This window comes from Streptomyces sp. UF-297 (assembly GCF_058245575.1).
This window is the reverse complement of record NZ_JBSIBZ010000014.1, coordinates 48,968-65,052: the sequence shown is the minus strand read 5'-3', so window position 1 is coordinate 65,052 and position 16,085 is coordinate 48,968. Positions and strand designations below refer to the sequence as shown.

General features: G+C 72.9%; 12 protein-coding genes. 10 read left to right on the top strand and 2 right to left on the bottom strand.

The annotated features are described in order from the left end of the window. Positions 1-209 precede the first annotated feature (209 nt). The 3 genes from AC4IJH_RS11220 to AC4IJH_RS11210 all read left to right on the top strand — a co-directional run bounded on the left by AC4IJH_RS11220 (position 210) and on the right by AC4IJH_RS11210 (position 5,085). Positions 210-1,820 carry an ABC-F family ATP-binding cassette domain-containing protein gene (locus tag AC4IJH_RS11220; RefSeq protein WP_490851454.1) on the top strand — a complete coding sequence of 537 codons (1,611 nt, stop codon included), beginning with the start codon at positions 210-212 and terminating at the stop codon, positions 1,818-1,820. A 146-nt stretch (positions 1,821-1,966) separates the two neighbouring features. Further along, positions 1,967-3,952, top strand: coding sequence for a hypothetical protein (locus tag AC4IJH_RS11215; protein ID WP_490851453.1), 1,986 nt, complete (start codon positions 1,967-1,969; stop codon positions 3,950-3,952). Positions 3,953-4,026: 74 nt separating this feature from the next. Further along, positions 4,027-5,085 (top strand): aldo/keto reductase, encoded by a 1,059-nt coding sequence (locus AC4IJH_RS11210; RefSeq protein WP_490851452.1) that lies wholly within the window; start codon positions 4,027-4,029, stop codon positions 5,083-5,085. A gap of 23 nt (positions 5,086-5,108) precedes the next feature. Here the strand turns inward: AC4IJH_RS11210 and AC4IJH_RS11205 are convergent, their stop codons facing one another. Both AC4IJH_RS11205 and AC4IJH_RS11200 read right to left on the bottom strand, forming a co-directional pair. Next, entirely contained in the window at positions 5,109-5,597 is a 489-nt protein-coding gene (locus AC4IJH_RS11205) for an NUDIX hydrolase (RefSeq protein ID WP_490851451.1), read from the bottom strand. 50 nt (positions 5,598-5,647) lie between these two features. Further along, positions 5,648-6,340, bottom strand: a complete 693-nt coding sequence (locus AC4IJH_RS11200) for an HAD family hydrolase (RefSeq protein ID WP_490851450.1) — start codon at positions 6,338-6,340, stop codon at positions 5,648-5,650. A gap of 385 nt (positions 6,341-6,725) precedes the next feature. On the opposite strand from AC4IJH_RS11200, the gene AC4IJH_RS11195 reads away from it, so the two are divergent. From AC4IJH_RS11195 to AC4IJH_RS11165, 7 genes are all read left to right on the top strand, one after another. Beyond that, positions 6,726-7,301, top strand: a complete 576-nt coding sequence (locus AC4IJH_RS11195) for an AMIN-like domain-containing (lipo)protein (protein ID WP_490851449.1) — start codon at positions 6,726-6,728, stop codon at positions 7,299-7,301. 249 nt (positions 7,302-7,550) lie between these two features. After that, positions 7,551-8,099: a hypothetical protein gene (locus AC4IJH_RS11190; RefSeq protein ID WP_490851448.1), complete on the top strand. Its 549-nt coding sequence runs from the start codon at positions 7,551-7,553 to the stop codon at positions 8,097-8,099. 162 nt (positions 8,100-8,261) lie between these two features. Then, complete coding sequence (locus tag AC4IJH_RS11185) at positions 8,262-9,185, top strand: hypothetical protein (protein WP_490851447.1); 924 nt, start codon at positions 8,262-8,264, stop codon at positions 9,183-9,185. Between the two features lie 234 nt (positions 9,186-9,419). Beyond that, positions 9,420-9,749, top strand: a complete 330-nt coding sequence (locus AC4IJH_RS11180; RefSeq protein WP_490851446.1) for a putative quinol monooxygenase — start codon at positions 9,420-9,422, stop codon at positions 9,747-9,749. A gap of 223 nt (positions 9,750-9,972) precedes the next feature. Continuing rightward, a complete protein-coding gene (locus AC4IJH_RS11175; RefSeq protein WP_490851445.1) occupies positions 9,973-10,632 on the top strand; it encodes a methyltransferase family protein in 660 nt (219 codons plus the stop codon). Next, positions 10,629-11,603 (top strand): acyl-CoA thioesterase, encoded by a 975-nt coding sequence (locus AC4IJH_RS11170; RefSeq protein ID WP_490851444.1) that lies wholly within the window; start codon positions 10,629-10,631, stop codon positions 11,601-11,603. Before AC4IJH_RS11175 ends, AC4IJH_RS11170 begins: the two co-directional genes overlap by 4 nt. A gap of 393 nt (positions 11,604-11,996) precedes the next feature. After that, positions 11,997-16,028 carry a type I polyketide synthase gene (locus tag AC4IJH_RS11165; protein WP_490851443.1) on the top strand — a complete coding sequence of 1,344 codons (4,032 nt, stop codon included), beginning with the start codon at positions 11,997-11,999 and terminating at the stop codon, positions 16,026-16,028. The last annotated feature ends 57 nt before the right edge of the window (positions 16,029-16,085 follow it).

Below are 16,085 nucleotides of genomic sequence, written 5' to 3'. Positions count from 1 at the left end.
CATTGCCGCCGATTGGAGAAGGCCGTTGCTCGTCTGAGGTCCTGAGACACCGCGCCCGCGGCGAAGTGTGCCTGTGCACCCGCCGCCCGGCTCCGTGTGCGACCTCGGCGTCCGGCCGTCCTCGCCGCCCTTTCGCGGGACCGTCCCCGCTCGCGGTGTCTCCCTGCGCTGTCACCACCCACCGCATCACGCGCATCGAGGAGACCTTTATGTCTACGACCCCCGCCTCAGTGGTCTGCACCGGCCTGGCCTTCGCCTGGCCCGACGGCACCCAGGTCCTGGACGGCTTCCAGCTCGCCGTCGGACCCGGCCGCACCGGCCTCATCGGCCTGAACGGATCGGGAAAATCAACCCTGTTGAAGCTCATCGCCGGTGAACTGGACCCGTCCGAGGGCAGTGTGAAGGTGGCCGGAGAGATCGGCTACCTCCCGCAGAACCTCGTCCTGGACACCGCTCTGCGGGTCGACGAAGCCCTCGGGATCGCCGCCACCCGTACCGCCCTGCACGCCATCGAGAGCGGCGACGCGAGCGAGGCCCACTTCGCGGCCGTGGGCGACGACTGGGACGTCGAGGAGCGCGCCCGCGCCACCCTCGACCAGCTCGGGCTGCACGGCATCGACCTGGACCGCACCATCGGCGAGGTCTCCGGCGGCGAGTCCGTGCTGCTGCGGCTGGCCGCGCTGCTGCTGCGCCGCCCCGAGGTCCTGCTGCTGGACGAGCCCACCAACAACCTCGACCGCCGCGCGCGAGCGCATCTGTACGACGCCGTCGCGAGCTGGTCCGGCGTCATGGTCGTGGTCAGCCACGACCGTGAACTCCTGGAGCTGGTCGACCAGATCGCCGATCTGCGCGGCGGCGAGGTCCACTGGTACGGCGGCAACTTCTCCGCGTACGAGCAGGCGCTCGCCGTCGAACAGGAGGCGGCCGAGCGCATGGTGCGGGTGGCCGAGGCCGATGTGAAGCGTCAGAAGCGCGAACTGGCCGACGCTCATATGAAGTTGGCCCGCAGAGTGCGCTACGGCAACAAGATGTACGCCAACAAGCGCGAGCCGAAGATCGTCATGCAGGAGCGCAAGCGCCAGGCCCAGGTCGCGGCGGGCAAGCACCGCATCATGCACACCGAGAAGCTGACCGAGGCCAGGGAGCGGCTGGACGAGGCGGTCGACGCGGTCCGGGACGACGACGAGATCCGCGTCGACCTGCCGCGCACCCAGGTCCCGCCGGGGCGCGCCGTACTGACCCTGCGCGGCCTCGAAGTGCGCTACGGGGCCCGCGCGGGCCTGTCCCTGCACGGCCCCGAGCGGGTCGCGCTGACCGGCGGCAACGGCGCGGGCAAGACCACCCTCCTGCGGACGGTCACCGGCGAGATCGCACCGGTGGCGGGCGAGGTGGACGTCCACGTACCGCACCGCTTCCTCCCGCAGCGCCTGGACGTCCTGAAGGACGAGCTGACCGTCGTCGAGAACGTCGCGCGCTTCGCCCCCGGCGCCACCGACAACCAGATCCGCGCCCGGCTCGCGCGCTTCCTGTTCAAGGGCGCCCGCGCCGACCAGAAGGCCGGCACGCTCTCCGGAGGCGAGCGCTTCCGCGCCGCTCTCGCCTCCCTGATGCTCGCCGAACCCGCCCCCCAACTCCTGCTCCTGGACGAGCCGACCAACAATCTCGACATGGCGTCGGTACGCCGTCTGGTGACGGCCCTGGAGTCCTACCAGGGCGCGCTGATCGTGGTCAGCCACGATGTGCACTTCCTGCGGGAGATCGGGATCACGCGGTGGCTGGCGCTGGAGGGGGGCGAGGTGACCGCCGTCGAGCCGATGTGAGGACGGGCCGGGCGGGCAGGGGGCCGGGCGGGCCGTGGGCCTGGCGGCCAATTCGGTTGCCGCCCGCCCTTCCAGTGGTCCATGATCCGGCGCATGACCTTCATGACGCACCTGAACCACCGGAAGGGCGGCCACCGCCCCACCCGATGACCGCGCGGACGCCGGGCGAGGACCTGGCCCGCATCGCGGCGGCCGTCGCCGACGGATCCGTCCTCGACCCCGGAGACCCGGGCAGAAGCGCCGCGTTCACCATGGTGGGCGCCGACCCCGACGGCCCTGTGACCCGCCTGGTGACCACCCTCACCCGCGACGGGCGGCCCGCCGTTCGGTGCACGGCCCTGCGCCTGCTGCGGGAGCTGGCCTTCGACCGCACCGCCTACTGGGAAGCCCCCGCCAAGGCGGCGCTGGCCCGGCTGCGGGACCAGGACCCGGACGTCAGGCGGGCGGCCGCCCGCCTGCTGGTCGCCTCCGGCGCCGCCGATGACGCCCTGACCCTGCTGACCGCGCCGCTCGTGCTGACCGACCCCGTCGTGCGCGTCGCCCTCGCCGACGCCCTGCTGTGCGGCGAGCACCGCCGGGAACGGGCGGAACTCCTGCTGGGCGACGGCCTTCCCGCGGTCCGTCTGCTCGCCTGCTTCACCCTCCTGGCCTGCGCGCCACCGGAACGGCTGCCCGTCCTCGACGCCATCGCCCTGACCGAACTGGTGGAAGCGCAACGGTGGTTGGGGAAGGGGGACGGCCCGTGGGCCACGGGCGAGCGATGGCTGGACGCGCTGGCCCGCCAGGACCGTGAGGCGCACGCCTACGCCACGGCGGCGCTGCTGCTCGGCGGCGCGAAGGGCGCCGTCGGCCGGCGCATCGGCGCCGATCTGGCGCACGCCGCGATGCAGCGCTGGCGCGCTGCCCCTGCCGTCCTTCTTCCGCACCTTCTGGCAGTGCTGGGGCCAGGCGTGCAACGCCTGGATAAAAGGGCGGTCATGGCACCGCGGGCCGGCGGGAGGGCCGGTCGCGCCCACGCGGCAAAGCCGCAGAGCGACACGGCCCCACGCCCCGTGACGGGCCCGGCCGTCGCCGCAGTGGAGGCCCTGTGTGCCTCCCGCGCCGCGACCCGGGCCGCCGCCGATCAACTGGCCGGGCTGCTGGGCGCGTCCGATGACGGCCTCGCCTGGAGTGTGGCGTGCGCGCTCGCGGGCGTCGGCGATCAGCGGGCGACTCCGTATCTGCTGGCGCGGCTGAGCGGCGGGCATTTGCCGGCCGGGATCGGGCCGGCGCTGCACCAGGTGCTGGCGGACGGCGCCGACCCCGCCGCGTTCCTTCCGCCGCTGCGGGAGGTGCTGACCGGTGAGGAGCCGGGCGGGCTGTACGTGGCGATGCGCGCGCTGGCGGCGATCGGGCCGCGCGCGGCACCCGCCGTACCCGAACTGACCGCGGCCCTGCGGTGGTCGATAGCCGGGGAGCTGCCGTACGGGCTGCAGTTCCACCTCGCGGTGGCGCTCGGCCGGATCGGCGAAGCCGCCGCGCCCGCCGCGCCGCTGCTGGCGGAGATCGCCCTGGGGGACGGGCACACCACGCCCGGCGCGGTCCTGGCGCACGCCCAGGTCACCGGCTGCCGCGACGCCGTCGAGTGCTACCTGGACGCCCGGTTCGACACCCCGCGCCGGGTCCGCGACGGCTCGGCGCTCTTTCGGTGGCTGTACGAGAACGGCGGGCTGAGCGAGCGCCACGCCCGTCAGCTGCGGCGGCTCGTACTGGAGCGCCCCGGTGTGATGCAGGCCCGCGGCGCCCACACGCTGTGGCGGTACGAGGGCCCCGCGGCGGCGCCCGACCTGCTGGCCGTACTGCCCCGCTACCTGGACAGCGAGTCGCTCGGCCCGTCGGCCATGGCCACCCTCGCCGCGATGGGCCGGCACGCCCGGTCCGCGCTTCCCGCCCTCCGTGCGGTGCTCGACCGCCGCGTACGGCTGCCGTTCGACGAGCCGAACCGGGACGCGGAGCTGTGGGCCGATGAAGTGGTGCTGGAAGCCGCCCGGCGGACGCTGGCCGCCATCGAGCGGGCCGCCGATGACGAGCAGGCCCCGGAAGGGCACGGGCGCCGGCGCCCCAAGTCCCCTGTGCCCCGCACGACGGCGTAAAACGGCTTGTGCTGGAGCGGGCTCCAAGTCATAGCGTCCGGGGCACGACCCGACCGAAGGGGAACGGAAACAACGTGCGTTACACACTGTTCGGGAAGACCGGCCTGCGGGTGAGCGAGCTGAGCCTCGGCGCCATGACCATCGGTGAGGACTGGGGCTGGGGCGCCGCCAAGGACACCAGTCGGCGGATCGTGGACGCCTACGCGGACGCGGGCGGCAACTTCATCGACACCGCCGACATCTACACCGACGGCAGCTCGGAGAGGATCCTCGGCGAACTGCTCGAAGGCCGCAGGGACCGTTTCGTCCTGGCCTCCAAGTACACCTGCGCGACCCGCAAGGGGGATGTGAACGCGGCGGGCAACCACCGCAAGCACCTCGTGCGGTCGGTGGAGGCGAGCCTGGAGCGGCTGCGTACCGACCACCTCGACGTGCTGTGGGTGCACGCGCGGGACAACTTCACCCCCGTCGAGGAGGTCATGCGGGCCCTGGACGACGTCGTGCGTTCGGGGAAGGTGCTCTACGTCGGGGTGTCCGACTGGCCGGCCTGGGAGATCGCCCAGGCGAACACCCTGGCCGAGCTGCGGGGCTGGACCGCCTTCGCGGGCTCGCAGCTGCGCTACAACCTGCTGGAGCGGACGCCGGAGCGCGAACTGCTCCCGCAGGCGCGCGCCTTCGACCTGGCCGTCCTGGCCTGGGCCCCGCTCGCGGCGGGCAAACTCACCGGCAAGTACCGCCGTGGTGAGACGGGCCGGCTGGACATCGAGCCGGAGGGCACCGCGCCCGACAGCACCGACGAGGCGGTCATCACCGCCGTACTGGAGATCGCCGAGCAGGGCGGCTGGAGCCCGGCGCAGGTGGCGCTGGCCTGGCTCCGCGGCCGGCCCGGCAACATCATCCCGATCATCGCCGCCACCAAGGAGAGCCAGCTCGCGGACAACCTCGCCAGCGTCGAGGTCGAGCTGGATGCGGATGCGGTGCGGCGGCTCGACGAGGTGAGCGCGGTGCCGCTCGGGTTCCCGCACGACTTCCTGCGCGAGCCGGGGATCCTGCAGAACGTGTACGGCGACCGCTGGGCGGACATCGAGGACCGGCGGTCGACGTACCGGCGGACGGTCACCGACATCCGCTGAGGCGCGCGGCGGCCGGGCTCACGTCACGCGCCCCCCCCCCCCCCCCCCCCCCCCCCCCCCCCCCCCCCCCCCACGACGCCTCCCGGCCCGCAGGCCAGGGCCAGGCTCTGCCCGCACTGCGAGTGCAGCGGTGCGGGCAGGGCGTCGGGCGCGAACCAGCCCAGCTCGTCGAACTTGTGCGGCTCTGCGATCCCCGCCTCGTCCGGATCGATCCGTACGCCGAAGACGACGGCGACCCAGTGGGAGCGCGCCGGACGGCCGCGCACCACATTGCGCACGCCGAGCTGCCGGATCTCCAACGCCCGCGCGCGGTACTCCTCCTGGACCTCGCGCGCCACGGCCTCCTCGAAGGACTCGCCGAACTCCAGCGCCCCGGCACCGCAGTCCCACGTCCCCGGCTCGTCCCGGGCCCCGGCCCCGCGCCGGGCCAGCAGCACCCGCCCGCCGCCGTCGTGGCACACGAACACGCACGAGACCTTGGGCGCCTTCGGGGATGTCCGCTTTGCCGTCACCGATTCTCCCGTCACCGCTCTTGTCCCTCCCCGCTGTTTTCGCTCCCCGCTCAGAAGTGGTGCAGCAGCTCGGGGAACTTCGCCAGGTGCAGCACCTTGTCGTCCGTCGGGTCCAGGGCGGACTGCTCCAGGACCCAGGTGTGGTCGTTCGGGATGAACACCGCGTTCAGCCCCGCTGCCCTGGCGGGCAGGATGTCGGACTTGGGGGAGTTGCCCACCATCCACGTACGCTCCGGAGGCAGCGCGCCCGCGCGCACCAGCTCCTCGTACGTACGGACGTCCTTCTCCGCCACGATGTGCACGTCCCGGAAGTGGTGGGTCAGGCCGGAGGCGTCCACCTTGCGCTGCTGCTCGTCGGTGTCGCCCTTGGTGAGCAGGAGGAGTTCGTGCCGCCCGGCCAGCTCCTGCAGTGTCGTGGCGACTCCGGCGATCAGCTCGACCCGGTCCGCCGCGAACGCCTGGGCCCATCCGGCGATCCGGGCCAACTCCTCTTCCGACGCCGAGCGTTCGCGTACCCGTGCCACGCACTCGCCCAGGCTGCGCAGGAACACCTTGCTGCCGTAGCCGTGCACGGCGGCATTGGCCGCCTCGATCTCGTCGAGTATCGAGCGGACCCCGGCGCGGCCCAGTTCCGGGTGGTCCAGCCACTCCAGGAAGTCCTCGATGACCCGCTCGAAGATGATGTTGTTCTCCCACAGGGTGTCGTCCGCATCAAAGATCAACACCTGCTCCGGCCCGGCCACTTGCTCTCCTCGTGCGATCGGTCTGCGATCCTGCCGCGGTCCATCCGTCCCGGTCGGGAAGGGTAACCGCCAGGTGGTGCGGGGTGCATCGGCATTAATGACCGCTGCGGGCGGGGCGCGAGGGGCGCGAGTGATGTGGGGGATGGCCGGAATGTGCCGCAGTGGTCTGCCGTCCGGGGAACGGTGAGGGATGATCGCAAGGGGTGGGCCGGGTACGTGCCGCCGATCGGTGAAGAGCCGGTCGCGATCCGTTGACTGAAGACCGGTCGAGAGCCGTGACGATCGGCGAAGCCGCGGGCCCGTTCCCAGGACATCTGACTCACCCGGACCGCGCCGCAGGCCATAGGGCGCAGGGCAGCGGGTGAACGATCATTCGGGGTATGACATGCGACGTTTTGGCACTGCACTGGCGGCACTGATGCTGGCGGGAATCGGCATCGCCGCGACAACGACCTCGGCCGGGGCGGCGCCCGCCGCCCCGGCGGTGAACTGCGAGACCGGCTGGGGCAGCAGCGACAAGTCCGCCGAGCCCGGCAGCTACCCGCCGCTGGCGAACATCCGGGCCGGCCGGCACACCTGTTACGACCGGCTGGTCTTCGACATACGCGGCACCTCCGGCGGCCCTGTCGGCTACCGGGTCGGCTATGTGGACCAGTTCCACCAGGACGGCTCCGGCGAGCTGATCCCGGTCGGCGGCGGCGCCATCCTGGAGGTCCGCGTGGCGGCGCCGAGCTACGACCCGGCGACGCACCGGGAGAGCTACCCGGGCCGGGCCGGCAAGCCGCTGCCCGGCGTGGACATCACCGGTTACCGGACCTTCAAGGACACCCGCTTCGGCGCCAGCTTCGAGGGCGACACCCAGATCGCGCTGGGCGTCCGGGCCCGGCTGCCGTTCCGCGTGACCCAGACCCAGAACCAGCTCATCGTGGATGTGGCGCACTCCTGGAACGCGGCTCGGTAGGTTCCGTTCGGCCGGTGGTGATGGATCGTTGCCGGTCGATCACCACCGGCCGGCGTCCGCGGCGCCTGAGCCCCACCGTCCCGGGGCCCGTCTGCGGGCGCATCGTGTCTGGTCGCGCGGTTCCCCGCGCACCTTTGGGGGAACGGCTGGACCCGTGCGCAGCGCCGTCCCGCCTCCCAGTGGCTACGGAATGTGACGGGGCGGGACGGTCGGCGAGCGCGGGCGGGGTCGGCGGGTGACCATGAAGGCATGGCTATACGGCGAGGCAAGCCCGCGGAGGGCGCGGCAGCAGCGGCAGGGGGTACGTCCGACGACGGGCCGGACCTGAAGCGTCGGCTGCTGTACGGCGGCCTGGCGCTGCTGGGGCTGGTCGCGGTCTACTTCCTCGCGGCCGCATTGGTGCCGCGCTGGTGGGCCCAGCGGATCGGTGACGCGGTCAACGGCCATCTGTGGGTCGGTGTGGTGCTGGGGCTGACCATCGGGCTGGTGTGCACGCTGCTGCCGCTGTTCCTGCTGAGGTTCGCGGTGCGCCGGGAGCGTTCGGGCAGGGTCCGTGTGGCCGCCGCCGTGGTCGCGCTGCTGCTGGCGGCGCCCAACCTGTGCACCCTCTCCGTGGTCATCGGCCGCGGCGGCGGGGCACGGGCGGGCCGGACGGTGATGGACGTGAACGCCCCGATGTTCCGCGGGGCGACCCTGGCCGGAGTGATCGTGGCCGCGGTGCTCTTCGCGGGCCTGCTGTGGCTGCTGTCCGCCCGCCGTCGGGGCAGCGGCACGGGCCGCCGCTCCCGCAAGGGCTGAGGGCGGGACCGAGGGGCCCTCGGTGGCTCCCGGCGGGACGGGGTCGGCGATCATTGGTGTTCAATGCCGGGCGGGGGCCGTTTCGGGCCGGGCGCCGTGTGGAGTGGGGGCGTCGGGCCGGGACGCGTGACACCGCCCCGGAACCGATGAGAGGACGTCCGCATGGTGGCCATCTGCGTGGAGTACGACCGGGAGCCGGAGGCGGACGTACGGCTGAGCGAGGAGCTCTTCGAGGGGCTGCCCGTCCCCGCACCCGACCTGGACCGCGAAGAGATGGAGTGGCCGGACTGGTGCGTGGTCGCCCGCCGTGACGGGGACCTGCTGGGGTGGGCCGAGGTCTACGACCCCAAGGACGGCAAGGGAGTAGTCGACGCCCAGTGGCTGGTGGTCTCCCGGGAGCGGGAGCGCATCGTCTCGGGCCGCAACGTCGCGCGCGCGGCGAGCGCCGAGGAGCTGGACGTGGCCGCGCGGCTGCTGCGGGGCGCGGTCGACAGCGCGCGCGAGGCCGGGTACCGGGCGGTGGAGTGGACCGGTACGGAGAACGAGATCGACGAGCGGGCCGCGGCGGAGCTGGGCGCCGCGCAGGCCGAGGAGCTGGGCCGCCACTGGATGACCCAGGTGCCGCTGGCGGACTGGCGGCCCCCGGCCGGGCTGCCGGCGGTGACCGTACGCAGGGTGCCCGAGGCGCCCGACGAGGCGCTGCTGTCGGGCTACGCCCGCTTCTTCTCCGAGATCACCGGCCAGGCCTACGACCCCCAGGAAGCCGCCGAGGTGCTGACGGACCTGCCGCCCGTGCCGCATCTGGCGCTGGACCTGCTGAGCCCCGAGGGCGAGCTGACCGCCCAGGTCACCGCGGTGGCCGCCGACGAGGCGGCGGTGGTCGACGCGGTCTTCCACCGGGACACGGCCGATGCCGGGCAGCTGGCGGCGCTGATCGCCGAGCTGATCGCCGACCTGCGCAAGGAGCACCCGGACGTGCGGCTCCTGGAGGTGCAGGAGGGCGACGACGCCGTACTGGCCGACGCGCTGACCGAACTGGGGCTGTCGGTCACCGGCCACTGGCGCCGGTACCGGATCGGGCTCTGAGGGGCCCGGCTCCGGCCGCCGCCGTCCCGTACAGCCGGGCCCGCGCAGCCACAGCGCCAGCCTGGCCGGTGAAGCGGCGGCGTTCCGGCTCCGACGGCGGGTTTTCCGGCAGGGCCGGAATCGGGTGGGCTCGCGTTTCGCGGGTCCGGGCGGCGGGGCGCACGATGCTGGGGGCGGGGCCGTGAGCGTACGGGCCGGCCCCGAGCCCGCCGTCCGGAACCGAAGGAGAGCTCCATGATCTTCATCGTCGTCAAGTTCACCGTCCGCCCCGAGCGCAGCCAGGACTGGCTCTCGCTCGTCGAGGACTTCACGCAGGGCACCCGCGCCGAGCCGGGCAACCTCTTCTACGAGTGGTCCAGGAGCGTGGACGACCCGCACACCTTCGTCCTGGTCGAGGGCTTCAAGGACGCCGAGGCCGGCGAGGTGCACGTGAACTCCGAGCACTTCAAGACCGCCATGGCCTGGATGCCCGATGTGATCGCCAAGACGCCCGAGATCATCAACGCCGAGATCCCCAACACCGGCTGGGGCCCGATGGGCGAGCTCTCCCCGCGCAACTCCTGATCCGGCAGCACCTGGGACCGGCCATCGGCATCGTGCCGATGGCCGGTCTTCGCGTTCGGTGTCCGGCGTTCGGCCAAGCTCCTGCGCCGTGCGCCTTCCCTGTGCGAAGAAGGGGGAGACTGGTGAACCGCCGAAACACCGAACCGCCGCGAAACACCGAACCGCCGAACCACTGAACCGCCGACGACTCCGCACACCGTGTGACGAGAGGACGTGAGCAAGGATGGGTTCTGGGAGCACCTGGGCCGCCCTGGGGGTCTATCTGGCCGGAGGGGTGGTCGGGTTCGGGCTGCGCAGCTGGCTGCACCACCGGGTGTCGGGGGACAACGGCCTGCGCTACACCCCGCCGGCGCCGGGCAGCCCGCCGTGGTGGTCGCACCTCCTGGCGGGCGGCGGCATCGTCCTGGGCGGGATCTCGCCCGTCCTGGCCGCCACCGGCGCCCTCGCCCCGATCGCGGCGCTGCACCGGCCCGCTGTGTACGCGGCCGGGCTGGTGGCGGCCGTCGTGGGCTTCGGCGGGGTGTTCGCGGCGCAGCAGGCGATGGGGCGTTCCTGGCGGATCGGCGTCGATCTGGGGGAGCGCACCTCGCTGGTGACGGGCGGGGTGTTCGCGCTGGTCCGCAATCCGGTCTACACCGCGCTGATCACGGCGATGGCGGGGATGGCCGGGATGGTGCCCAGCTGGCCCCAACTGGCGGCGCTGGCCGCGGTGTTCGCGGGCGTCGAGCTTCAGGTGCGTACGGTCGAGGAGCCGTATCTGGCCCGGATGCACGGCGTGGCCTACCCCGAGTACACCGCGGGTGTGGGCCGGTTCCTGCCGGGGATCGGGCGCGCGCCCATCGCCGCGCCCGCGGCGGGGGACGGCGAGGGGGGCGCCCGGTGAGCGCGGGTGGCGCGGACCGTGCGGACGACACGGACGCCGTGGACGGTACGGATGGCACGGCGCTGGAGGAGTTGCTCGAACTGCTCGCCCCGGAGCAACTGGACGCCGACACCTTCCGCGGCGGCAGCCCGGCGGACCGGACGCGAGGGGTGTACGGCGGACAGGTGGCGGGGCAGGCGCTGGCCGCGGCCGGCCGTACGGTGCCCGCCGAGCGGCCGGTGCACTCGCTGCACTCCTACTTCGTACGGCCCGGCGACCCCACCGTGCCCTTTGCGTACGCCGTCGAGCGGCTGAGCGACGGGCGCTCGCGCTCCGCCCGCCGGGTGACGGCCACCCAGCGCGGCAAGGTCGTCTTCACGCTGGCGGCGTCCTTCCACCGGGCCGAGGCGGGGCTCGTCCATCAGGACCCGATGCCCCAAGTGCCGGACCCGGAGCGGCTTCCCACGTACGAGGAGCGGCTGGCCAAGGCGTTCCGGCAGCCGGTCGGGCCGCTGCGGCAACCCTTCGACCTGCGGTTCGTGGGGCCGCTGAGCTTCGAGGCGGCGCTGGACCCGGCGCTGCGGTGCGAACGGAACCTGGTGTGGCTGCGGGCCGCCGGTCCGCTGCCCGCGGACCCGCGCCCCGAGGAGGGCCCGCCGTCCCCGCACTCCGCGCAGCGCGGCCCGCTGCTGCACGCCGCCCTGCTCACCTACATCTCCGACATCAGCCTGCTCGACACGGTCGCGCTGCTGCACGGGCTGGCCTGGGGCGACGGGCTGATCAGCGGTACGAGCCTGGACCACGCGATGTGGTTCCACCGGCCGTTCCGCGCGGACGAGTGGCTGCTGTACGCGCAGCGGTCGCCGGTGGCGCACGGGGCACGGGGGCTGGTGCGCGGTGAAGTCTTCGGCCGGGACGGGCGGTTGGTCGCCTCGGTCGCGCAGGAGGGGCTGATCCGGGTGGCCGACCCGGCGCCGGAGGAGGCGAACTGACTGTGGCGTAAAAGTGCCCACCGGCACGGCTCGCCCGTCCGCCGCTGCACCGTGTGCTCAACTGCCCCTTGAATAGAGCGTGTTACCTCGGGACCCAGGCGTTCCGTCACGTTCTTCACCCTGGCCACTGCCGCCCCAGGAGTACGCCCATTGCGGGTGGCAAACCTCCACTTGACACCCCGCCCGCTGGTTGTATGGTCGTGTCCAGTTGCATCAGGAACAGATATTCGGGCGCCGCGGCGTTGGCTACACCGAAAGTCTTCCAGTACGTCAGAGACGTCAACTTCCGCAATTCTGCGATATGGGACCACGGCGGCCCGGTTGTGCGAAAGCAACCACCACTGACGCTGTTTATAGCGTCACGTCCTGAGCACGCCGAAGGAGACGACGGCAGTGGAAGCCGAACCTATCGCGATTGTCGGCGTCGGTTGTGTACTTCCCGGCGAAGTGGCCACTGTGGACGATCTGTTCGCCACATTCCGGGACGGCCGCGACTGTATCTCGCTGATTCCGCCCGACCGCTGGGACGCCGAGGAGTACTACGATCCCGACCCGCTGCGGCCGGGCCGGACCTATGTCCGGCACGGCGGCTTCGTCAGCGACGTCGACCGCTTCGACGCGGCGTTCTTCGGGATCTCGGACACCGAGGCGGCCCGTATGGACCCGCAGCAGCGGCTGCTGCTGGAGACCGTGTGGCACGCCCTGGAGAACGGCGGGCAGAATCCCGAAGAACTGAAGGGAACCAGCACCGGTGTGTTCCTGGCATCGATGAACACCAACAACTACTCGATGCTGAAGAACAGTTACCAGGGGCCCGCCGGTATCACCCCCTACGACGCGATGGGCGATGCGACAAGCATCAGTGTCGGCCGGATCGCGCATTTCCTGGGCTTCGAAGGCCCCTGTTTCGCACTGGACACCGCCTGTTCCGGCGCGCTGGTCGCCGTCCATCTCGCCCGGCAGAGCATTCTGTCCGGCGAGTGCGACACGGCGGTGGTCGCCGGGATCAATCTGATCCTGAATCCCGGAATTCATATCGCCTTCTCCAAACTCGGCCTGCTCTCCCGCGCCGGACAGTGCCGCGCCTTCGACGCGGCGGCCGACGGCTACGTACGCAGCGAGGGCTGTGTGGCGGTGCTGCTGCGGCGCGAGTCCCTGGCGCTGGAGCGCGGCGACCCCGTACTCGCCAGCGTCGTGGGCACCGCGATCAACCACGACGGGCGCACCCCCGCGCTGACCGCGCCCAACGGCCGTACCCAGGAGCAGGTCATCCGTGCCGCGCTGGCCCGCGTCGGCGCCGACCCGGCCCGGGTGGGGTACGTGGAGGCGCACGGCACCGGCACGCCCATCGGCGACCCCATCGAGATGAGCGCCATCGCCCGGGTCTACGGCCACAGCCGGCCGCCGGCGCAGCCGCTGTACGTCGGATCGGCCAAGAGCAATTTCGGTCACATCGAGGCCGGGGCCGGCCTGCTCGGGCTGGTGAAGGCCGCACTGTCGCTGGACCGGGAAGTGATCTTCCCCAGCGTCCACATGGACAAGCTCAACCCGAAGATCGATCTGGGCGAGGCGCTCGTCGAGGTGCCGTCCTCGCGCGTGGCCTGGCCGCGCGCGGACCAGGCCCGGATGGCGGGCGTGAACTCCTTCGGCTACAGCGGCACCAACGCGCACGCCATCCTGCGCGAGGCGCCCCGCCCGGCGCCCGTCCCCGTCCAAAGGGCGCGCCCGTACGAGCTGTTGGTGCTCTCCGCGAAGTCGGCGGAGAGCCTGGAGGAGGCCGCCGAGCGCTGGGCGGGCTTCCTGACCCGTACGGACCACGCCGACCGTACGGGCGGGCCGGACCGGTCGCACCGCGACGGCGGCCCCGCGCGGGACCCCCTCGCGGACGCGGCGTACACCGCCGCCACCGGCCGGGTGCCGCTGCGCCACCGGCTCGCCGTGACGGGCGCCACCGGCGCCGAGGTCGCAGGCAGCCTGCGCCTGTGGCGCACCCGCCGCAGCCCCGCCTCGGTCGCCGAAGGGCGCGCGCGCAAGAAGGCCAGGGCCGCCTTCGTCTTCACCGGCCAGGGCGCGCAGTATCCCCTGATGGCACGTCAACTCCACGAGTGGGAACCAGTGTTCGCGGAGGCGATCGGCCGGTGCGCGGAGATCATGGACGAGGGTCTGGACGTCCCGCTGCGCACCATGCTCTTCGGGGAGGACGCGCCGCAGGCGCTGACCGGCACCCACCGCGCCCAGCCCGCGCTCTTCGCCGTCGAGTACGCGCTCGCCGAACTGCTCCGCTCCTGGGGCATCCGGCCCGCCGTCGCGATCGGGCACAGCGTCGGGGAGATCGTCGCCGCCTGCGTCGGCGGGCTGCTCACCCTGGAGGACGCCGCGCGCTTCACCGTGCTGCGCGGCCGTCTGATGGGTGAACTCCCAAACGGCGGAAAGATGCTGGCGGTGGCCGCCGGGCAGGACGTGGTGGCGCGGTGGCTGGCGGGCAAGGAGTCCGACGTGGCCCTCGCCGCGGTCAACGGCCCGCGCAGCCTGGTGGTGTCGGGCGCGGCCGGGGCCGTCGAGGAGATCGCACGGCTCGCCGAGGAGAGCGGCGTGCGCACCACGGAGCTGAAGGTCTCGCACGCCTTCCACTCGCCGCTGATGGACCCCGTGCTGGCCGAACTGGAGAAGTGCGCGGCCACCTTCCGCCTGGGCCGGCCGACGCTGCCCGTCATCTCCAACGTCACCGGACAGGCCATGACCGGCACCGAGGGGCCGGAGTACTGGAGCACCCACGCCCGGCAGCCGGTCCTCTTCCACGCCGGGATGCGCACGGTGATCGAGACGGGCTGCGCGGCGATCGTCGAGGTCGGCCCGCACCCCGCGCTCTCGCCCGCCATCGCGGGGGCGTTCGGCGTCACCGACGCCAAGCTGATCCCGACGCTGCACCGCGACGGCGAGGACATCCGGCATCTGCTCACCGCCGCCGGCGCGCTCTTCGTCACCGGCGCCCCCGTCGCGCTGCCGCGGCTGTTCACCGCCCCGCACTACCGGCGGATCCCCGCGCCGCTCTACCCCTTCAGGCGGGACCGCTACTGGATCACTCCGGACTCCGGCGCGCCGTACAGCCCGGCACCGGTACGCGACGAACACCAGCCGTCCGAGGGACAGTTGAGTGACGGAGCGGACGGGCCGACGGTCCAGGAGTCGGCGCTGACCGCGGCGATGCCGTGGACGGACCACCGCATCCTGGGCACCACCGTCTTCCCCGCCACCGGATACCTGGAGATCGCGGTGCGCGCGTACGCCGCGGCCCAGGGCGGCGAGCCGGGAGCGGTGGCGCTGCACGACGTCGACTTCGCCCGCCCGCTGATCCTGGTGCCCGGCAGGACGACGGACATCCGTACCACGCTGGCCGGCGGCGGACCGCTGGGCGACGGCCACCGCCGGTTCGCGATCACCGGTGGCGGCGAGGGGCCGGTGGAGTACTGCCGCGGCACCGTCGCACCGGCCACCGCCCCGCCCGGCGCCGCGAGCCAGGACCCCGTCCTGCCCGAGGCGCTGCGCGCGGAGATGCCCGCCGCCCTGGCCCCCGCCCGCTTCTACGGCGAACTGCGCAAGATGGGGCTGGAGTACGGGGCCGGGTTCTCCACCGTACGGGAGCTGTGGCTCGGCGGGGACGGGCAGGGCGAGGCGCTCGGCCGGATCGCCGCCGCACCCGACGGGGCGCCCGGCGAGGACCACGAGTTCCGGCTGACGACCATGCTCGACGGCGCGCTGCACGTCACGGCGGGCGCCCTGTCCACGCTCTCCTCGCAGGCGCTGGAAGGGGCGTACATCCCGGTCTCGATCCGCCGGCTCACCCTCAACGGGCCCTTCCCCGCGCAGGTCTGGAGCCATGTGCGGGTACGGACCAACGACAGCCGTACCGCGGCCGTCGCCACCTTGAGGATCACCGACGACCAGGGCGCCCTGATCGCCGGCATCGACGGCCTCGAACTGCGCTACACCGCCTCCCTGTCCGCCGCGGGCCAGGCCACCGCCCCGCCCGCGCAGGGCGTACGCCGCCGCCTGGGCGACGAGCGCAAGCAGCTCCTGGAGCGGCTGACCCCGCTCTCGCGCCAGGAGCGGCTGACCGTGGTCACCGAGTGGATCGCCGGGGAGATCCGCGACACGCTCGGACAGGCGGCGGACGCGCTGGACCTGGACATCGACGACCTCGACGCCTCGACCGCGCTGCTGGAGATCGGCCTGGACTCCCTGATGGTCACCGAACTCCAGCGCCGCATCCAGGAAAAGCTCGACTTCCGCTTCGAGGCCATGGAGGCGCTGGACTACCAGAGCGTCGAGGACCTCGCCGGCTATCTCCTGGACCGGGTGCTCGACCTCGGCCCGGCCGCCGCGGCGCCCGCCGCACCGGACCGCAGAGCCGAACCGGCCCCGTAACGCCGATCCGCGACCGTGCCCGCCGGGCCACGCGCCCCGGCGGGCCGGTCCTGCTGA